Consider the following 20882-nt stretch of genomic DNA (forward strand, 5'->3'; position numbering starts at 1 on the left):
GCAAAGGCAACAGGACGTCTTATTCAAAAGATAATATTGGTACTATTTTTATCGACCATATGGCTTATTATCAAAGACCATAGCTGAATACCAATTAATACAGCCAGCCTGAAATAACGCAAAACGACTCACATATATTGCAGCGCACAGCTAAAAAATTTAAAACGATTTAATGTTTATTTGATCCGATAATGCAATCTGCCTTGCAGTTGCGCAATATCTGTATACATACCAACAGAGATTTGCGGTTTAAGCTGAATCATCCGCAAAGCTTGCGGCTCAATCACCTGAAGCACGCCGGCAACCATATCATATTTATCATAGTGCATGCGCTTTAATAATTCGGGAGTAGATCTGTGGCGGATTATATTATTGGCATAGATGGCGGCGGCACCGGTTGCCGTGCGGCCATTGCGGATTGCAGCGGCCAAATTCTCGGAACCGGCACCAGCGGCCCTGCCAATATTATGACCGATATGAACACGGCTATTGTCAATATTCTTGCCGCCACCGATGCCGCATTGCAAGCCGCCCGCCTGCCGGAAAAATCCTATAATCGCCTCACCGCCTGCCTTGGGCTCGCAGGCGCCAATGTTTCAGGTGTTGCGGAAGAACTGCAAAAAGCCCTGCCCTTTATGCAAAGCAATGTGGTATCTGATGGCATAATTGCGCTGCAAGGCGCTATTGGCGATCAGGATGGCGTGGTGGTCATTCTGGGCACCGGCTCGGTCTATATTTCGCGCAAAAATAACATTATCACCATGAAGGGCGGCTGGGGTTTCAAGGTGAGCGATCTTGGCGGCGGCGCGCGCCTTGGCCAGAAACTGATTGAAGAATCCCTGCTGGCTTATGATGATATTCATCCGCGCACACCGCTCAGCAATGCTTTGCTGGCGCATTTTGGCAATGAACCCCACGCTATTGTGCGCTTTGCCCATGATGCCCGCCCTAATGATTTCGGCTGTTTTGCGCCCATGGTTTTTGACTATGCAAAGCAGAATGACCCGCTGGCTGAAAAAATCCTCAGGCAATCGGTCGGGACCATTGAGGCAGCACTTGATGCAATGATGAGCGATGATCAGCCGGTTTTATCTCTGATCGGTGGCCTCGGCGCCCTTTATGGCCCGCGCCTGTCGCAAAAATATCAACCGCGCCTGCGCATGCCGCAGGCCGATGCCCTTGCCGGGGCTGTAGCTTTGGCTGCCAAACTGAATAAAATTAATTCAAAAAATTAACTTTATTCATTATCATATTGAATTAATTAAAAACTCCGCATCATCAATGCGGAGTTTTTATCTTCTCAAACAACAAAGTCAGCAAGCAAATAATCAGCATTCAACCACATTGACAGCAAGGCCGCCAAGGCTGGTTTCCTTATAACGCTCATTCATATCCACCCCCGTCTGGCGCATGGTTTCAATACAGGCATCAAGCGGCACAAAATGTTTGCCATCGCCCTTCACGGCAAGTGAAGCGCCGGTCACAGCCTTCACCGCGCCAAGCGCATTGCGCTCAATACAAGGCACCTGCACCAATCCCGCCACCGGATCACAGGTCATGCCCAAATGATGTTCCAGTGCAATTTCTGCGGCATTTTCAATTTGTTCCGGCGTGCCGCCCAGCACTGCCGCAAGGCCGGCAGCAGCCATTGCCGAGGCTGAGCCAACCTCCCCCTGACAGCCCACCTCCGCGCCGGAAATTGAAGCATTATGCTTGATAATACCGCCAACAGCCGATGCAGTTAACAGGAAATCACGGATACCTTTCTGATCCGCATCCTCATGAAAATGCAGATAATAGCGCATCACCGCCGGCACAACACCGGCAGCACCGTTGGTTGGCGCGGTTACAACCCGCCCGCCAGCCGCATTCTCCTCATTCACCGCCATGGCATAAACCGAGAGCCAGTCATTGGCGAGCAGAGGATTATGGCGGTTTTGCTGCCACTCCTCATTCAGCCGGTCATGCAGCTGTTTGGCGCGGCGGCGCACATTCAGCCCGCCCGGCATAATTCCCTCCTGCGTCAACCCGCGCTCAATGCAGCTGCGCATGGCATCCCATATTTTATCAAGGCCCGCATTCAGCTCCTCACGACTCATGCGGGTTTCCTCATTGGCGCGCTTCATCTCGGCAATGGAAAGCCCGCTTTTGGCCGACATTTCCAGCATCTCTTTTGCGGTGGAGAAAGGATAAGGCACATTATCGGCCTGTTGCTGCTTGCCGCCATTAACGCGCGTGGCATTCAGCTCTTCTTCGGTTACGATAAAACCGCCGCCGATTGAATAATAAACACGGCGCAGCAGCACACGTTCATCTCTATCCAGTGCCTCAAAGGCCAAACCATTGGCATGGCCGGGCAGCGCCACTTTACGATCCATAATCAAATCGGTTTTGGGATTAAAATCATAGGCCGGATGGCCATGCGGACAAATTTTATGGTCCGCATTCACCCGCGCAAGCAATTCATCCATTTTATCCGGATCAATATTGGCAGGCAAATAGCCGCAAAGGCCAAGAATAACCGCACGATCCGTAGCATGACCGATACCGGTAAAAGCCAGCGATCCGTGCAAATAAGCCTTGATACGGCTGACCCTCGCATTATGCGGGCGCGGCCACTGGCCGTCTTTCAGCTCCTGCAAAAAGCGGTGCCCTGCCGTCATCGGCCCCATTGTGTGCGAACTGGACGGGCCGATACCAATTTTAAAAAGGTCAAAAACCGACAGGAACATAGAAAATTACCGCTCTTTCATTACCGGAATATGCGGAAATTATCTGACAAATCACCTCCCGCATTTCCTACCACCCCATCTATATATCCCGTTCTGCTTTCTGTAAAACGGGATAATGCGCATTTTATGATCAATCCGGCGTGTTTAAAAACAATCTCCGTCCGCCATTTTAATCAAAACCATTGCGCAAGTTGATTAGCATGAATTGCAATTCACCATGCAATAATAAGGCAGTCTCTCATGTTATATGGGAAAGGATTATACAAAATACACCAAAAACCTGCAGGAAAACGACAGGATCAGCACATAAAAAAATCACCGGACGAAACCGTACCGGTGATTTTACAAATTCTGAAATTTATAAATCCGCATTTAAACGGAAAACAGATAGGTCAGCAAAATAACAGCGGCTAAAGCAATAACTGCCCAAAGGGTAATTCCCCAGCAGGACTTTTGAACTGTTTCATCCATGAAATTTTCTCGGTTCCGGTCTTTTTGTTCAACTGAACATGCACTGCATTGATTGCTATGCCTGTCCGGAATTTATAATCCAAACCGCCGGCAGAAGCAATCAACAATTGCGTCAAAACCATGGCATAGCAGCTATGCAAATTCACCATACTTAGTTATATTCAATAATTTCAATATATTAAAAAGAAAACTTTACAAGCCAAGATTTACAATTCCGGCAAAATTGCAGCATTACCAGCTCTTTATAACGGTCTTTTTCCGTCCGTTATGTTACGTGAAATATGGGTCTTAATTTTTGCAGAATAAATTTTATCGCCTTGTCAGCCTCCATAAACTGATTATAGCCTGCGCTTGCCGAAGCAGTTAATATCGCAATTGCATAATTGTGCGCTTCCGTTTTCTTCACTTGTTATAAATGCCATATTGATCCGGCTTGAAGCTAAAATATCCGGATATTTCAAAACCGCAGAAAGTCCGCAATGAGCCAGACTGAAACCAAAGCAGATAGCAATCATTTTTTCAGGCCGGCATCACGCCTTGGCAGGCTGGATATTGCCCGCGGTATGGCATTGATTGCCATGGCAATTTATCACTTTGGCTGGGATCTGGAATTTTTTGGTTATTTGCAGCAAGGCAGTGCCAGCCAAGGCTGGTGGCGCATATTTGCCCGCTGCATTGCCTCAAGCTTTTTATTTCTGGTTGGTTTCAGCCTTGTGCTTGCCCATGGCCGCGCCATTCGCTGGCATGCATTTTTCAAAAGACTGGCACAAATAATTGCGGCCGCCGCGACCATCAGCCTGCTCACCTGGTTTTTTGTGCCGCAAGGCTTCATCTTTTTTGGCATTTTACATCAGATTGCTCTGGCAAGCCTGCTCGGCCTGTTATTTCTGCATCTGCCTTTCTGGATCCTTCTGCCGCTTGCAGCCCTGATTATCACGGCACCGCATTTTTTCACCGCAGATTTTTTCAATCATCCGGCCTTTTGGTGGGTAGGTCTTTCCAGCATCACCCCCGTTTCCAATGATTATGTGCCGCTGTTCCCGTGGTTTGGCGCTGTTTTAACCGGCATTGCCGCAGCGCAGATCCTGCAAAAAACCGGCCTGATCACGCTTTTACAAGGCGGCATCAGACCGCTTTGGCTACAACGCGCCCTCACCTTTATCGGCAGGCACAGCCTGGTTTTTTATCTCATCCATCAGCCTGTATTGATGGGGCTGCTTTTTGTATTTTCCCAGGCCTTTCCCCCGTCACCGGCAATGCTGGCGGCGAATTTTAATGCCCAATGTGTTGCACAATGCAGCCTTGATAATGAAGCACAATTTTGCCAGGCCTATTGTGGCTGCGTCATAAAAAATATTGAAGATGCCCGCCTTACACATCTTTTCAGCAGCAAGAGTGCCACCAATCAGGAGCGGGAAAAACTAGGCGGCTTTTCAGCACAATGTGTTGACGAAATATATAAAGGGCAGCCGGTTCCCTGATATTGTCCTGTTCCCCGTACTGCCCTTTGCAATTCTGCTTTATTTTTTTAAATGGTGCGGCAATGCACAATCAACTGCGCACACCAAGCTCAGCCATACGGCCGATGCAGGCTTCCTCCACCTGATCAAGCTCGCCCAATGTGTCATCAATATCGCGCCGTTTCTGGCGCAATGCCTCGCGCTTTTCTTCCACACGCTTGATCAGTAAACGCAATTGTCCCGCCTCACCCGGCGGTTCACGATACATCTGGATAATCTCATGGATCTCGGCAATTGAAAATCCAAGTCGCTTGCCGCGCAAGATCTGTTTGAGCAAATGTCTGTCTGAGGGGCGGAACAGGCGTGTCCGACCACGACGCAGAGGATGAATTAACCCCTCATCCTCATAAAAGCGCAGAGTTCGCGTGGAAATACCAAACTCCCTCGTCAGCTCCGTAATCGAATAATATTCACGCATTCAGTTCACCAATTTTCATACTTTCATTTGTGACATTGCATTTACGTAAAAGTCAACATTGCTTTTACTCATGCAGTATGGTCACAATCAGCAGTTTACAGATTTTGTCCTGTGCCGGATCGCCCCCGAAGTTACTTCTATTTTTGTAATATATTTGCCACATAGCGGCAATGTCACATTTTACGGTATAAACCAGCCAAAACACGACTCAATACAAAATAAAATCAATCCTGTAATAAACGCTTATACAACTACCGGCAACACAACCTGAAATTACAAGTTGTAATCAACCTGTGCATTTTGTGCTTATTCAACTGAAACAGGAAAGGATTAGCTGAAAGAAAAGCCAAACCACCATGTGGCAAGGCCGAGAAAGGCAAAAAAGCCGATCACATCCGTTACAGTTGTCACAAATACCGCAGATGCAATGGCAGGATCAGCGCCAAGCCGGTGCAAAAGAAGCGGAATAAGAATTCCGCCAAGCGCCGCCGCCAGCATATTGATAATCATCGCGCTGCCAATAATAGCGCCAAGCTGGGCATTATCAAACCAATAGGCTGCAACCGCGCCGATCATCAGCGCAAACATCATGCCATTGAGAAGGCCGATCAGAGCCTCGCGGCGGATAACACGCGCGGCATTATGAATATCAATATTACGCGTTGCAATGGCACGTACGGTTACCGTCATGGTCTGGGTTGCGGCATTGCCGCCCATGGAAGCCACAATCGGCATCAAGACTGCCAGCGCCACCATTTGCTGGATTGTGCCGTCAAACAAACCAATAACAGAAGCTGATAGCAGCGCGGTGAACAGATTGACCAGCAACCAGGGCGAGCGGGAACGTGCTGTGCGCAGAAAGTTATCTGATAATTCTTCATCCCCCACGCCGCCAAGACGCAGGATATCTTCTTCCGCCTCTTCCTGAATTACATCCACCACATCATCAATGGTCAGCACACCAACCAGCCGCCCGTTCTCATCAAGAACCGCGGTTGAGAGCAGATTATATTGCTCAAAAATCTGCGCCGCCTCCTCCTGATCCATTGTGGCTGGTATGGCATGGCGCGCCTCCACCATCATATCACGCACCCGCACTATGCGTTGCACCCGCAGCAAACGGTCAAGCTCGATTGTGCCCAGCAAATGGAAGGCCGGATCAATAACAAAAACCTGCGAAAAACGCTCCGGCAAATCATTATCTTCCCGCATATAATCAATAGTCTGGCCAATCGTCCAGAATGGCGGCACAGCCACAAATTCCGTCTGCATGCGCCGCCCTGCGCTTTCTTCCGGATATTCCAGTGCGCGGCGCAGCCTGATGCGCTCCGTAAAAGGCAGTTTGGCCAGAATTTCATCCTGATCCTGCCTGTCCATATCCTCAAGAATATAAACAGCATCGTCAGAATCGAGCTCCTGCACGCCTTCCGCAATTTGCTCATTGGGCAGCGCATCCACGATCTCAAGGCGGATAGCCTCATCCACCTCGGTCAATGCTTCAAAGTCAAACTCATCGCCAAGCAATGCCACCAATGCCTGACGCTCATCAGCATCAAGTGCTTCCAGAATATGACCGAGTTCAGAGGGGTGGAGATCGCGCACTTCATCACGCAGCAATTCAGCATTGCTGGCCTGAAGCGCCTCTTCAATCCGCGTTACAAGCGCCTCACTGACAGAGCCGTCCTCATCATAAACATCCTCACGGATTGTTTTTTCAAAATCGCGGCTATGGGACGGATCAGTGTGTTGCATGAGAACCGTTTCGCTAAAAACAACAAGAAGCGCAAGACAACCGGAATGAATGCAAAAAGCCAGTCATCAGACATCAAACAAGGGTATCCGCGCTGTAACGCAAAGCACTGCCCGGAAAAAGTTATTTTATGTATCATCAATAATTTTTTCCGATATCAGCAAGAGCAAAATGCTTTTATTCCTGCGGATATGTCGCTGCGGCAACAGTTTGCCATCATTCATTTTCAACATAACCGCACTGCAACAGCCATCAGGCCAAGCCGGACTGACTGGGAAAAGCGCCGAGCCTGTGCTACAGCCTTTATTCTATATATGCCTGATACATTAAGCCACTCCTCTGACCGGCAGCGAAAATGAAAAATTTATTAAAGCGGAAAATACTCATCAGCCTGATCAGTTTTAGCGTCATCATAGCTCTTGCCGCCGTGATGATCTATGTCTATACAATGGCGCTCGGCAAGCAATCGCTGCACCAGCTGGCGCAGGAAGGCGGATTTTGCAAACAGGCAGATTGTGCTGACGGAGTGGATTATGCCAGCACATTCCTCTCCAATGAATTTGGCTTGTCAAAACGTGGTGTGCAGTGGTGCATCGGTGTGGATGAGATTTCCCGCCGCGATTTCCTTCTCGGAGAAACCGTAAAAAACCTGTTCACTGAAATTCTGTATATTCCGTGTAACGGCGACGATACCGGCAATGGCAGTGCGCTGCCGATGGATGAAGAATAATGCGCCCTTTTCCCGTTTTTCAGATATTGGCATGGCTGATGCTTTTTGCCTTGCTGGTTGTAACAATCAGCCCGATCGGATTGCGCCCGCATATTCCAGGCTTTGTTAACGGCGAGCGTTTTGCCATGCTTATGATAATTGGGCTGCTGTTTTCGCTCGCTTATCCGAAACATTGGATAAAAACATTGTTTCTGCTTATCGCCGTATCAGCATTATTTGAACTGATGCAGCGCCTGACCCCCGACAGGCATGGTGAATTTTCAGATTTTGTGATTAAATCTGCCGGCGCAATTGCCGGTGTACTCTTAGGAAAAACCATATTGTTCTGGAAAAATTCATTAAAATAAATCAAATAATTAATCTTAAATTTTAACAAAATGAATAAAGGCCGGATCAAGCCGGCCTTTATCATGATTGTTCTCAGGGTTCGATATCTCTGACGTCAAGCCGTCTGACCTTTTCAGGCCACAAAATCGCTCTGCGTGCCATGAGCTTCAATAGCCTGAGACAAGCGCAACAAGGCATGAACATAGGCGGCGGTGCGCATGGTTACGCCTTTTTCTCTGGCCACATTCCAGATGGCGCGGCCTTCACGCTCCATAATAATGCGCAGACGTGTGTGAATCTCCTCCAGCTCCCAATAATAGCACTGGCGGTTCTGCACCCATTCAAAATAAGAAACCGTCACACCTCCGGCATTAGCCAGAATATCCGGCAGAATTGTAACGCCCATTTTTTCCAGAATAGCATCTGCTTCCGGCGTTACGGGGCCATTGGCCAGTTCCACAATCAGTTTAGCTTTTACTGAGCCGGCATTGCCTGCATGTATCATATCTTCCATGGCAGCAGGCACCAATATATCGCAATCAACACCCACAAGTGCTTCTGCCTCCAGCGCCTCATGGCCGCCATGCCCAACAGTGGAAAGAACAGACTGGCCGCTTTGCTTGGCGGCAATCAAAGCAGCAATATCAAGGCCGGAAGCGCAATAAACCGCGCCTTCCGAATCTGAAACAGCAACCACTTTATGCCCGTCACCAACCATCAGTCTGGCCATATGCTGGCCGGCATTGCCAAAGCCCTGAATGGTTACGCGCAATTCCTCTGACAGGCCAAGATCACCGGCCAAATGGCGTACAAGATAAAAACCGCCGCGCGCTGTGGCATCATCACGGCCAAGTGAGCCGCCGAGAGAAATCGGCTTACCGGTGATAACCGCCGGTGATGACTGCCCGACAATCAAAGAATATTCATCGGCCATCCAGCCCATAATCATTGAATTGGTATAAACATCCGGCGCAGGAATATCCCGGTCAGGGCCGAGAATACGGGAAAATGCCTGAATATAGGCACGGGACAGGCGCTCCAGTTCAGCTTTGGATAATTTACGCGGATCAACCTGAATGGCACCCTTGCCGCCGCCATAAGGCAGGTTCATCACCGCGCATTTGAATGTCATCCAGAAAGCCAGCGTTTCCACTTCCTCGGCTGTTGCATCCGGATGATAACGAATGCCGCCCTTTGTCGGGCCGCGTGTATCATCATAGCGGCAGCGCCAAGCAATAAAGGATTTGCGTGATCCGTCATCCATACGGATCATCAGACGAACCTTGGTAGTCTCTCGAGCAAATTTCAGTTTTTCGATCACATCCGCATCGATTTCCAGATGGCTTGCAGCCTCATCCAGACGCACCAGTGCATTTTCGAGGGGATTATCCTGTACCATTGAAATTTGCCTTTCTTGCGATTTACAGACGAAAAATTACGTTTTGCATAACCTTTGCGAGGCTTTTGCGCAACAAAATATGACAGCCATACTGACATTATGAGAATTCAGCATAAGTTGAGAAGTAAAACAGATACTTCTTGCGACACGCTTTGGCGCGCAATTGCATATTAGCAATAACTTCTAAAATGCCATTCTTCTATGCAGAGCCTTTCAGGTACCGGCAGCCATCATGATTCGAAATATGGGCAGCTTCAGACGCTGTCATCATAAAAACCGGCGGTATTTTTAACCATTGGCAATACCGACGGGGCTTTTATCTGTTTTATGAAACCCGATAATTTACCCTTCCCATAACGGCATAAAAGCCCTGTCACGCCACATATCAGGATATTTTCTAAGTTTCCATAAATTAATAGCAATATATCCATATAAACAAATCTTTATATTTATATTGACATCTTTTCGCTGATAAGGCAGATTTCAGCCATCGTGGTTCTTATCTGCAATTCTCCGGCGTATGCCAAAGCGCTGCAAAATTGTGAATAAGCTAAGAGGGAATGCGGTGCGGCGCATCAGGCTTGCAAGAACAGGTCTGGCACCAAATCCGCAGCTGCCCCCGCAACTGTGAACGGCGAGTTTTCTTCCGCTTATGCGGCCTGCATCCTGCAAGTTACGCATATTTGCTCAAAATCTGGGCGGCCACTGAAATAACAATATTTCGGGAAGGCCGGAACAAAATGTTGACCCGTGAGCCAGGAGACCTGCCCGATATATATCAGCAAACAGCGGGTTCTGTACGCATGCGGCGTGCAGATTTCCTTCTGTTCCTATTCGTCGGGGTTTTGAAATGACCGTTATTACTGCAAATTTAGGCTTTCCGCGCATCGGAAAACAACGTGAACTCAAATTCGCGCTGGAATCCTACTGGGCCGGAAAAAGCACTCAGGATGATCTTCTTGCCACCGCCGCATCACTGCGTGCACAAAACTGGAAACTGCAACAGGAAAAAGGCATAAAAATCATCCCCTCCAATGATTTTTCCCTTTATGATCACGTTCTTGATCTGGCTGTAACTCTTGGCGTAGTTCCGGAAATTTATGGCTGGAATGGTGGCAAGGTAAGCCTTGATACCTATTTTGCCCTTGCCCGTGGCGGCAAAACCGGCACACATGCTATAAATTGCGGCTGCAACAGCACATCAAATGAAAATGGCGTGCCCGCACTGGAAATGACCAAATGGTTTGATACCAACTACCATTATATGGTTCCGGAATTCAGCACCGGTCAAAAATTTACCCTGACGGATAATAAACCGCTTAACGAATTCAACGAAGCAAAAGCCTTAGGCATACACACCCGTCCTGTGATTTTGGGGCCTGTTTCCTTTCTCAGGCTTGGCAAATCAAAAGACGCGGGTTTTGATATCGGCAAAACACTGAATGCCCTGTTACCGGTCTATGCGCAGCTTCTTGCGCAGCTTCACACAGCCGGTGCTGACTGGGTGCAGATTGATGAACCGGTGCTGAGCCTTGATCTTGATACCAAAGATCATGAAGCTGTGCGCAATGCTTATGAATATCTGACGGCAAAAGTGCCGGAATTGAAAATTCTTCTCACCAATTACTTTGGCACCTATGGCGATAATCTTCTCACAGCCATCACCCTGCCTGTAGCCGGATTGCATCTGGATCTGGTACGCGCGCCACAGGATCTGGATGCCGCTCTGAAAATCGCCCGCCCGGATCTTGTTCTCTCGCTTGGCGTGATTGATGGCCGCAATATCTGGCGCGCTGATCTGCGCAGCATAGCAGAGCGTGTTAAAACCGTTATTGCACAGCGCGGAGCAAAAACAGTGCAAATAGCGCCTTCCTGCTCCCTGCTTCATGTGCCTATTGATCTGGAGCTTGAAAAAAAGCTGGATACGGAAATTCGCCAATCTCTGGCTTTTGCCGTGCAGAAACTTGAGGAGCTGGCAATTCTCGGCACTGCGCTTGGTGCAAATCCGCAAACTGCGGAAGCTGCCCTGAAAAGATCAGATGATGCTATTGCCGCCCGCAAGGCTTCAGCCAAGGTGAATAATCCGGCGGTTCAGGCGCGCGTTGCAGCCATTACCGATGCCCAGACCCGTCGCCAAAGCCCGTTTGATGTGCGGATTAAACTGCAAAACGCTCATCTTAAACTGCCGCTCTATCCAACCACCACAATTGGCTCATTTCCGCAAACCGGTGAAGTGCGTCAGGCGCGTTCTCGCTTTTCCAAAGGCGATTTATCCGCAACCGAATATCAGGCTTTCCTTGAACAGGAGACGGAAAAAACCATCCGTTGGCAGGAAGAGATCGGCATTGATGTTCTGGTTCACGGTGAATTTGAACGCAATGACATGGTGCAATATTTCGGCGAACAGCTCGATGGCTACGCCTTCACCCAATCCGGATGGGTGCAGAGCTACGGCTCGCGCTATGTGCGCCCGCCTGTAATTTACGGTGATGTCTCCCGCCCCAAGGCCATGACTGTGGAATGGGCAAAATTTGCCGGCAGCAAAACAAAAAAGCCAATGAAAGGCATGCTCACCGGCCCTGTTACCATGCTGCAATGGTCATTCGTGCGGGATGACCTGCCCCGCTCCGAGGTTTGCCGCCAGATTGCCCTGGCATTACGGGATGAAGTAACAGACCTTGAAGCTGCCGGCATCAGTGTTATCCAGATTGATGAACCGGCTTTGCGTGAAGGCCTGCCACTACGCAAAAGTGACTGGGCAAATTATCTGGACTGGGCAGTTACAGCCTTCCGCCTCAGTGCGGCAGGCGTGAGAGACGAAACCCAGATTCATACCCATATGTGCTATTCGGAATTCAATGATATCATGCCTGCAATTGCTGCGCTTGATGCCGATGTGATTTCAATTGAAACTTCCCGCTCCAAAATGGAACTGCTCAGTGCCTTTTCGGATCAGGGTTATCCGAATGAAATCGGCCCTGGTGTTTATGATATTCATTCACCACGCATTCCGGATGTGGAAGAAATGGTTGATCTGCTTGAAAAGGCATCGCAAAAACTCAACCCCCGGCAAATCTGGGTTAACCCCGATTGCGGTTTGAAAACACGGGGCTGGGCAGAAACCAGACCGGCATTAATCAATATGGTTGAGGCGGCGCGCCGGTTACGCGCCGCCGTCTGATTAATACATAAACATTTTATCAAAAACCTGTGGCGGGCAAAGCTGCCACAGGATTCTAACCATTAAATTTTATATAAATATCAATAATTTATATAAAAATATTCACATAATAAATAAGCTATAAAATCACCAATTCAGGCAAAACTTGTATAATCGGGATGTGACGTTTAAAAAAACCGCATAAAAGATCTGGCAAAGAGTCCGTACCGGATAAAACAGATACTATCGGATAATGCACCAGCAAAGCTGGTAACTTAAGGAAACGACAATGACAACGCACCCCGATGCCGGACGGAATGAACAATCCGCCGATGATATTATTTATGGTCAGGATGTCCCCCTGATTTCACGTCTGGTTACGGTGGTTTTTCCCGGTGATACTAATCACCACGGCACATTATTTGGCGGCGCGGGTTTTGCGCTGATGGATCGTGTGGCTTTTATTGCCGCCACGCGCCACGGCCGCGTTCCTTTTGTCACGGCTTCATGCGAGCGTATTGATTATACTGCACCGGTCAAACTTGGGCAGATTGTAGACCTTACCGCAAAAGTCATCCGCGTCGGGCGCACCTCTTTGTCTGTTGAGGTGGAAATGGTTGCGGAAAATATGATCGGCGGTGAGCGCATTCTCTGCACACGCGGCCTGTTCCACATGGTTGCAAAAACAGAGCTTGCAAAAGACAAATCATGGAGTCTGCCGCCCTTGCCGGCGGCAAATGAGAACGAAACATCCGAGGAGTTTCCGGAGCTTTTGCGCATGTCTGATGTGGTTTTTGCCGATCAGGCCAATGCCTATGGCTCCATGTTTGGTGGCGAGGCCATTGCCGCCATGAGCAAAAGTGCCTTCATTGCCGCCACACGCTTTTGCCGGCTGCCAACCGTTATGGCCTCATCACGCAAAATGGATTTTAAATATCCGATCAAAGTCGGCTCCATTCTTGAACTGGTCTCCAGAATTATTCATTCAGGGCGCAGTTCTGTTGTGGTTTCGACCGAGCTTTGGTCTGAAGACCTGATGAGCGGTGAACGCCTGATGACCGCCAAAGGGGAGTTCACCATGGTGGCGGTGGATGAAAACGGCCAGCCGGTTCCGGTGCTTGCGGAAGACGGGGCGGGAGCATAAAAACGCTTTGAGAATATTTGCGGGCCAAAATTATGAAACGATTTTGGCTCGCAAATCCTTCACACTTTTCCTTCAGACTTTTCCTTCAGAGAGTGCCTTCAAGAGCCTGATCAAGCAGTTTCAGGGCACCTTCCCTGGTCAGTTCCACCGGATTGCCGCCTGCTGTCGGGTCAACAATAGCCATTTCAGCAATCATGGTCTTGCGCGCCTCATCCATTTCCAGCCCTTTGATAAAATCCGGCAGGCTGTCCGGCACATTCAGTTCTTTGCGCAATTTCATAACCGCAGCAACAAAACCGTCAAAGCCTCCCTGTATACCAAGATAATCCGCAAGACGCGCAATCCGGTTTTCAATGGCCGGACGGTTATAATGCAGCACATAAGGCATAAACACCGCATTGGTCATACCATGATGGGTATCATATAATGCGCCGATCGGATGTGACAGGGAATGAATAGCCCCCAGCCCTTTCTGAAAGGCTGTTGCGCCCATCGCCGCCGCCGCCATCATATTGGCGCGCGCCGTGATATCCTGCCCGTTATGATAAGCTTTGGGCAGATTTTCAAACACCAGCCGTATCCCCTCCAGCGCAATACCATCAGCCATAGGGTGATAACCGGGCGCACAATAGGCCTCCAGACAATGCGCCAATGCATCCAGCCCCGTACCCGCTGTGATAAAAGGCGGCATGCCAACAGACAGTTCCGGATCAGCAATCACAGTCACCGGCAGCATTTTGGGATGAAAAATCACTTTTTTGGTATGTGTCGCCTCATTGGTGAGCACACCGGCACGGCCAACCTCCGAGCCGGTACCGGCCGTTGTCGGCACGGCAATAACCGGCGCAATCACATTGCTGTCTGCCCGTGCCCACCAATCACCAATATCTTCAAAATCCCAGACCGGACGTGTCTGTTTCGCCTGAAACGCGATCAGCTTACCAAGATCCAGCGCCGAGCCCCCGCCAAAGGCAATCACACCATCATGATTACCGTCATTAAAAACCTTAACCCCGGCATTAAGATTGTTCTCAACCGGATTGGGTTTTACATCCGTAAATATGCCGTATTGCACACCGGCCTGATCCAACACGGCCAATGTTGTGGCCACCACCGGCAATTTTGCCAGCCCCGGATCGGTCACAAAGAGCGGATTTTTAATGCCCGCACCGGCCAGAACCGCAGGCAGTTCTTTGATGCGGCCTGCGCCGAACAGCACAGTGGTCGGAAAATTCCATTTCGATATCATACTGCTCATTTTCTTACCTTAAAATTTCAGAGCTTTTCACGCAGGTGATAGGATTTCGGACGGGTGAGATTGCCATAACCGAGAGCCGAGAGCGAAGCGCCCTTGCCTGTATCCTTGACGCCTGTCCAGACCAGCGCCGGATCAAGATAATCGCAGCGGTTCATAAACACAGTTCCGGTTTCAATCTTATCGGCAAGAGTGGCAGCCCTTGCGCTGTCCGGCGTCCATAATGATGCCGTGAGCCCAAAACTGCTGTCATTCATCAGGGCAATGGCCTCTTCATCACTGCGCACTTTCATAATGCCAACAATCGGGCCAAAACTTTCCTCACGCATAACGCTCATCTGATGATCAACATTGGTCAGCACCTCAGGCGCAATATAAGGCGAACCGGCCTGATCATTCTCAATCTGCATATTCACATGGGCTTTTGCGCCTTTGCGTAGCGCTTCTGCCTTCTGTTCACGGATAAGATCGGCAAAACGTGCCTGCGCCATCGGCCCCAATGTTGAAGCGGCATCCAGCGGATTGCCCACCACATATTGGCTGGTCAGGCTGACAAAACCATCAACAAACCTGTCATACACCGCCTCATGCACATAGATGCGCTCAATACCGCAGCAGCACTGGCCGGAATTGAAAAATGCACCATCCGCAAGATTGGCAACCGCATGATCAAGATCAGCATCGGGCAGCACATAGGCAGGATCCTTGCCGCCAAGCTCAAGACCAATACTCATAAAAGTACCGGCAGCGGCTTTTTCAATGGCGCGTCCGCCCCCCACAGAACCGGTAAAATTGACATGATCAATCGTGCCCGAGGCAAGCAAGGCTTCCGTGGTGGCATGCCCCAACACCACATTGCTGAACACGCCCTTGGGCAATCCGGCAATTTCAAAAGCCCTGGCAAAACGCTCCCCTGCCAGCAATGTCTGTGTGGCATGTTTGAGGATCACCGCATTGCCGGCCATCAATGCCGGAATAATCGTGTTTACCGCGGTGAGATAAGGATAATTCCATGGGGCAATCACCATCACCACGCCAAGCGGTACATGTTTCACATAGCGGCGGAAACCATCCCTCTCCTCCGGCACATAAGGCTGCAAGGCCTTTTCCGCTATATCAATCATATATTGGCCGCGTTCCTGCACGCCGCCATTTTCACCGCCATAGCGTATCGGTCGCCCCATCTGCCAGGCAATTTCCGGCACAATCTCATCATTCATGGCGGCAAGGGCAGCAAGAGCCGCCCTGCAATAATTTGCCCGCTCGGCAATTGTCAGCGCCGCCCAGTCCTGTTGCGCTTTTCTGGCGGCAGAGACCACCGCCTGCGCTTGCGCAAGATCAAGACAGGCACGCTCGGCATATATTCTGCCGTCAACCGGAGAAATCAGTCTCGCCATTTCGCTCATGGCTTCATTCCTTTATGCTATATTTAATAACGCTCAAAACCACGATGCAGCTCCCAGTCGGTGACGCGGCGGTCATATTCAACCTGTTCCCAATCAGCGGTATGCACATAATGATTGAGCACATTTTCCCCAAAGGCCTCTCTTAAAAAGCCGGAATTGCGCAACATTGAAATTGCGTCACGTAATGTATAAGGAATTTCCTTCAGCTTCACGGCTGCATAAGCATCGCCGATGAAAGGTTCTTCCAGCTCCAGTTTTTCATCAATCCCCTGCAGACCAGCGGCAATCAGCGCAGCAAAAGCCAGATAAGGGTTAAGATCTGCGCCACCGATACGGCATTCAATACGGATAGCCTTGGTGCCCTCGCCGCACAGGCGAAATCCTGCTGTGCGGTTATCCTGACTCCAGGTGATTTTGGTTGGTGCAAAAGTGCCCGCCTGAAACCGCTTATAGGAATTGACATAAGGCGCGAGGAAATACGTATAATCGGCGGCATATTTAAGCTGTCCCGCCACCCATGAGCGCATCAGCGGCGACATGGTATAAGGCGCATCGGGCTCATAAAACAGCGGCGTGCTGCCATCCAGACTCCACAGGGAATTATGCACATGGCTGGAACTTCCGGCCTTGCAATAATCATATTTGGCCATAAAGGTGATGCATTTGCCATGCGCTTCGGCAATTTCCTTCATCGCGTTTTTCATGATGACATGGCGGTCTGCCATTTCCAGTGCTTCTGCATAGCGCACATTCATTTCCTGCTGCCCGGGGCCTGCTTCACCTTTAGAATTCTCGACAGGAATACCCGCTTTGGCCAGATGATTGCGCATTGCACGCAAAACGGCTTCTTCTTTACTCGTGAGGTGGATCATATAATCCTGAATATAGGGAGACGATGTCTCCATATGTTTCCAGTGTTTTTCACGTGCGGATTTATAGGTTTCATCAAAGAGATAGAATTCCAGCTCCGAGGCAAAATAGGCACGGTAGCCCCGCTCCTCAAGCCGTGCCAGCTGTTTTTTCAATATAGCACGGGGCGAATGCGCCAGATCCTGATGATCGTGATGATCAAGAACATCGCACAACACCATAGCGGTTTTTTCCAGCCATGGCGCAAGCCGCAAAGTTGATAAATCGGGCTTGATAACAAAATCACCATAGCCTTTATCCCAGCTTGCCGCCTCATAACCGGCTACCGGTTCCATATCAATATCATCAGCCAGCAAATAGCTGCAGCCATGTGTTTCATCATGGGCAGATTCTACAAAAAACGGCGCATAGAACCGTTTTCCGGCCAGCCGCCCCTGCATATCTGTCAGGCAGACAAGCACGGTATCAATTTCATCATTGGCGACTGCCTGTTTCAGCATGTCAAATGTCAGTTTTCCGGTCATTTACAACTCCGTGCTTCATCGGCATTTATTCAACTGGAGCAATGCCGCCCCCTCAGGCGGTATTGTTTTTTGTAAAACTGCTTTGTTATGCGTAACGATAAGGCGCACCGGCTTTGCGCATGGTTTCCTGATATTTTTTCAAAATTTCCACCACTTTGGCATTGCGCGGGCTTTTGGCTGCAATCTCATCCCAGAACTTCATGGCTTCATCTTCAACCTTCTGCCATTCCGCTTCAGGAATTGTTGTCAGTTCAAGTTTTCCGCCCGTTGTGCGGTAATGCGCCTCGCCCCACCAGTACCAGTGCTGGCGGTAATAATGCGAGCTGTCCATTGCCAGTTTGAACAATTGCTGCAAATGCGCAGGCACGGCGTTCCATTTTTCTGTATTGGCAAAATAGGAGCCTGCCCAAGCACCGCTGATATTATTGGTGAGATAATATTTATTAATATCAGCCCAGCCCACCGTATAAACCTCAGTTGCGCCCGACCAGCACACGCCATCCAACTCGCCGGTTTGAATGGCCACCTCAATATCCTCCCATGGCAGGGTAACCGGCACCACGCCAAAACGGGTGAGAAACTGCCCGCCTGTCGGGAAGGTAAACACACGCAAACCTTTAAGATCATCCAGTGAGCGGATCGGCTTGGTGGTGGCAAAATTACACGGATCCCATGAGCCGGCGCTCAGCCATGTTACCCCCGGAATTTCCTTATAGGCCTCCTCCCATATTTCATTGAGCCCATACCAGTTAAACAAGGCTGGCACATCAAGGCTATAGCGCGAGGCAAACGGAAAATAGGCGCCAAACACCGCCACATCCACCGGTGAAGCCATTGAATCATCATCCGATTGTGCGGCATCAATTGTGCCGGCCTGCACCGCACGAAAAAGCTCGCCCTGCGGCACCAGCTGATCGGAAGTGTAAAGTTCAATCACCATCTCGCCATTGGCTGCCTTGTTGAAGGCATCAATCGAAGGTTTGATCACATGTTCAGCCAATGCCGGACCGGCATAGGTCTGCAAACGCCATTTGATCGGGCTTTGTGCCCTGACATAAGGGGTGGCCAATGTTGCAGCCCCTACAGCGCCTGCAGTGGTCAAGACGGATTTTTTAAGAAAATCACGCTTATTCAGAAACTTTTGGTCACTCATTTACGTGTCTCCCATTATCTTAAATCAGGTTAAAGTTCCCGTTTTCCGCAGTTTTTATATGTTTTTTGCGGTATCATTCACTCCCTTACCTGCCTGAATACCAATTGGGCAGCCATAGTGCGATTTGCGGAAACATCATCAGAATGATGACTGTCAGCACCATCAGGCAGAAAAAAGGAATGATAGATTTATAAATATCGACCATGGTCACTGTTGATGGTGCCAAGGCGCGCATCATGAACAGATTATAACCAAAGGGCGGGGTTATATAGGCAATCTGGCAGGTTATCGTGTAGAGAATGCCAAACCAGATCGCATTAAAGCCAAGGCTTTTAACCAGCGGAATATAGAGCGGCGCCACAATAACAAGCATGGCGGTATCATCCAGAAACATGCCAAGCACAACAAAGGACAACAGCATCAATATCAAAATTGTCCAGGGCGACAGGTCAAATGTGCCAATCAGTAATTTCTCAATCGCCTTTACGGCTCCGAGCCCGTCATAAACCGATGAGAAGCACAAGGCCGCCAGAATAACCCAGAGAAACATACAGGAAATCATCAATGAATTGCGTGTCGTGGTTTCCCATATCTGCCTGTTGAGCCGCCCGGTGAACAAGGCCGCCAATGTGGCAAGCAAAGCGCCGACAGCCGAACTTTCCACCAAACTGGTTACGCCTGTCAAAAACAGCCCCATCATCGTGCCGAAAATAATCAGGGGCAGCAAACCGGCGCGCAATAAAGAGATTTTTTCCGCCCGGCTTATCTGCTCCAGCTCCTCCTTTGGCAAAGCAGGGCCAAGCTGCGGGCTGATGCGGCAGCGCACATAAATATAAAGCGCAAACAGGCCTGCCATCAGCAAACCGGGGCCAACACCTGCCAGCCATAATTGCAACACAGGCTGGCGGGCAATCATCGCATAAAGCACCAGAACGACGCTCGGCGGGATCAAAATTCCAAGCGAACTGCCGGCCTGAATAACACCGGTTACCATCACTTTATTATAACCGCGCTTCAAAAGCTCGGGCAGCGCCACGGTCGCACCAATGGCCATACCGGCCACGCTAAGCCCGTTCATACAGGAAATGAGCACCATCAACCCGATTGTGCCAAGTGCCAGCCCGCCGCGCATTGCGCCAAACCAGACATGGAACATACGGTATAAATTGCTGGCAATACCGGATTCCGAGAGCATACAACCCATGAACACAAAAAACGGCACAGTAATCAACGGATACCAGTTCAGCACCGCGAATGTGGCATTAAACGGCATTTCAAATGCCCCGTTACCCCATAACAGCAATGCCGCCAGCGAGCCTACAAAACCAATCACCCCAAAAACGCGCTGCCCCGTCATCAGCAGCACCATCATTGTGGCAAACATAAAAAGCGTAATAAATTCCGAGCTCATAGCGCCTGCCCTTCCTGCGGTGCCGCATCAGGAATATAGGCCGCCGGCCTGATCGGCCTGCCGCGCCAGATGGCAAAATCCTTGATCAGATTGGAAATGCACTGCAACAAAAGCAAAAAAATACCGATCGTCATCAGCGTTTTAACCGGCCAGAGCACCGGTGCCCATGCGGTATAATTTTTCTGGTTATAAACATAGGCATAATTGGTGCTGGAAATTCCTCCTGCCACCATTACACCGAGATAAAAAATTACAAAGAGAATGGTAATAACATCAGTCAGCGCCTTTTTCTTTGGCGAAAACCGGTCATAAAACAAATCCATCCGCACATGCGCGCCCTGCTGCATCGCATAGGCACCGCCCAGCAGATAATAGACCGACAGCGTAAACTGTGTCATCTCCAGAACCCAGTTTACCGGCACACCGAGCACAATCCGTGAAAAAGTGGAATAAAGCAGGCAGGCCGCCATAACAAATATGAGATACATCGCACAGCGCCCGACCCGATAATTCAGCGCATCAACATATTTTACGAAGAGTCTGAGTATTTTCGGCACTTTTTTGTTCCCGTCTCTGCAGGCTTTTGCGGCCGCTGTTCCGGCTCTTATGCCT

General features: G+C 49.6%; 17 protein-coding genes and 1 riboswitch. Of the genes, 7 read left to right on the forward strand and 10 right to left on the reverse strand.

Annotation, left to right across the window (positions count from 1 at the left end; all coding sequences use genetic code 11):
* Positions 1-356: 356 nt before the first annotated feature.
* Positions 357-1235 (forward strand): glucosamine kinase nucleotide-binding domain-containing protein, encoded by an 879-nt coding sequence (locus tag ACSTTO_RS06055; protein WP_439272244.1) that lies wholly within the window; start codon positions 357-359, stop codon positions 1233-1235.
* Between the two features lie 93 nt (positions 1236-1328).
* Here the strand turns inward: ACSTTO_RS06055 and ACSTTO_RS06060 are convergent, their stop codons facing one another.
* Complete coding sequence (locus tag ACSTTO_RS06060) at positions 1329-2732, reverse strand: L-serine ammonia-lyase (protein ID WP_439272245.1); 1404 nt, start codon at positions 2730-2732, stop codon at positions 1329-1331.
* A gap of 950 nt (positions 2733-3682) precedes the next feature.
* On the opposite strand from ACSTTO_RS06060, the gene ACSTTO_RS06065 reads away from it, so the two are divergent.
* The gene (locus ACSTTO_RS06065; protein ID WP_439272246.1) at positions 3683-4684 is read left to right on the forward strand and encodes an acetyltransferase domain-containing protein; all 1002 of its coding nucleotides are present in this window, start codon (positions 3683-3685) and stop codon (positions 4682-4684) included.
* Positions 4685-4754: 70 nt separating this feature from the next.
* Here ACSTTO_RS06065 and ACSTTO_RS06070 read toward each other — a convergent pair whose 3' ends face one another.
* Together ACSTTO_RS06070 and mgtE are read right to left on the reverse strand one after the other, a co-directional pair.
* Positions 4755-5141, reverse strand: coding sequence for a MerR family transcriptional regulator (locus tag ACSTTO_RS06070; protein ID WP_439272247.1), 387 nt, complete (start codon positions 5139-5141; stop codon positions 4755-4757).
* Positions 5142-5471: 330 nt separating this feature from the next.
* Complete coding sequence (gene mgtE / locus ACSTTO_RS06075; RefSeq protein ID WP_439272248.1) at positions 5472-6893, reverse strand: magnesium transporter; 1422 nt, start codon at positions 6891-6893, stop codon at positions 5472-5474.
* Here mgtE and ACSTTO_RS06080 point away from each other — a divergent pair.
* Genes ACSTTO_RS06080 through ACSTTO_RS06090 form a run of 3 tightly spaced genes read left to right on the forward strand, consistent with a single transcriptional unit; the run spans position 6888 to position 7968 of the window.
* Entirely contained in the window at positions 6888-7250 is a 363-nt protein-coding gene (locus ACSTTO_RS06080; RefSeq protein WP_439272249.1) for a hypothetical protein, read from the forward strand. The genes mgtE and ACSTTO_RS06080 overlap by 6 nt on opposite strands.
* Positions 7247-7621 (forward strand): hypothetical protein, encoded by a 375-nt coding sequence (locus tag ACSTTO_RS06085; protein WP_439272250.1) that lies wholly within the window; start codon positions 7247-7249, stop codon positions 7619-7621. Before ACSTTO_RS06080 ends, ACSTTO_RS06085 begins: the two co-directional genes overlap by 4 nt.
* The gene (locus ACSTTO_RS06090) at positions 7621-7968 is read left to right on the forward strand and encodes a VanZ family protein (protein WP_439272251.1); all 348 of its coding nucleotides are present in this window, start codon (positions 7621-7623) and stop codon (positions 7966-7968) included. The genes ACSTTO_RS06085 and ACSTTO_RS06090 overlap by 1 nt, the downstream gene beginning before the upstream one ends.
* Before the next feature lie 113 nt (positions 7969-8081).
* On the opposite strand, the gene ACSTTO_RS06095 is transcribed toward ACSTTO_RS06090, so the two are convergent.
* On the reverse strand, positions 8082-9347 hold the full coding sequence (locus ACSTTO_RS06095) for a Glu/Leu/Phe/Val family dehydrogenase (RefSeq protein ID WP_439272252.1): 1266 nt from the start codon (positions 9345-9347) through the stop codon (positions 8082-8084).
* A 497-nt stretch (positions 9348-9844) separates the two neighbouring features.
* Positions 9845-10133, forward strand: a riboswitch (cobalamin riboswitch).
* A 64-nt stretch (positions 10134-10197) separates the two neighbouring features.
* Here ACSTTO_RS06095 and metE point away from each other — a divergent pair.
* On the forward strand, positions 10198-12528 hold the full coding sequence (gene metE, locus ACSTTO_RS06100) for a 5-methyltetrahydropteroyltriglutamate--homocysteine S-methyltransferase (protein WP_439272253.1): 2331 nt from the start codon (positions 10198-10200) through the stop codon (positions 12526-12528).
* A 268-nt stretch (positions 12529-12796) separates the two neighbouring features.
* Complete coding sequence (locus ACSTTO_RS06105; protein WP_439272254.1) at positions 12797-13651, forward strand: acyl-CoA thioesterase; 855 nt, start codon at positions 12797-12799, stop codon at positions 13649-13651.
* Between the two features lie 85 nt (positions 13652-13736).
* On the opposite strand, the gene ACSTTO_RS06110 is transcribed toward ACSTTO_RS06105, so the two are convergent.
* From ACSTTO_RS06110 to ACSTTO_RS06135, 6 genes are all read right to left on the reverse strand, one after another.
* Positions 13737-14909, reverse strand: coding sequence for an iron-containing alcohol dehydrogenase (locus ACSTTO_RS06110; protein ID WP_439272255.1), 1173 nt, complete (start codon positions 14907-14909; stop codon positions 13737-13739).
* A gap of 17 nt (positions 14910-14926) precedes the next feature.
* Positions 14927-16312 carry an aldehyde dehydrogenase family protein gene (locus tag ACSTTO_RS06115; protein WP_439272256.1) on the reverse strand — a complete coding sequence of 462 codons (1386 nt, stop codon included), beginning with the start codon at positions 16310-16312 and terminating at the stop codon, positions 14927-14929.
* Positions 16313-16335: 23 nt separating this feature from the next.
* Positions 16336-17706: a glutamine synthetase family protein gene (locus ACSTTO_RS06120; RefSeq protein ID WP_439272257.1), complete on the reverse strand. Its 1371-nt coding sequence runs from the start codon at positions 17704-17706 to the stop codon at positions 16336-16338.
* An 85-nt stretch (positions 17707-17791) separates the two neighbouring features.
* Positions 17792-18859 (reverse strand): TRAP transporter substrate-binding protein, encoded by a 1068-nt coding sequence (locus ACSTTO_RS06125; RefSeq protein ID WP_439272258.1) that lies wholly within the window; start codon positions 18857-18859, stop codon positions 17792-17794.
* A gap of 85 nt (positions 18860-18944) precedes the next feature.
* Entirely contained in the window at positions 18945-20270 is a 1326-nt protein-coding gene (locus ACSTTO_RS06130) for a TRAP transporter large permease (RefSeq protein ID WP_439272259.1), read from the reverse strand.
* Entirely contained in the window at positions 20267-20827 is a 561-nt protein-coding gene (locus ACSTTO_RS06135) for a TRAP transporter small permease subunit (RefSeq protein ID WP_439272260.1), read from the reverse strand. Before ACSTTO_RS06135 ends, ACSTTO_RS06130 begins: the two co-directional genes overlap by 4 nt.
* Positions 20828-20882: the final 55 nt, after the last annotated feature.

Source organism: Pseudochrobactrum albidum, assembly GCF_051851455.1.
In the GTDB taxonomy this organism is placed as follows: Bacteria; Pseudomonadota; Alphaproteobacteria; order Rhizobiales; family Rhizobiaceae; genus Pseudochrobactrum.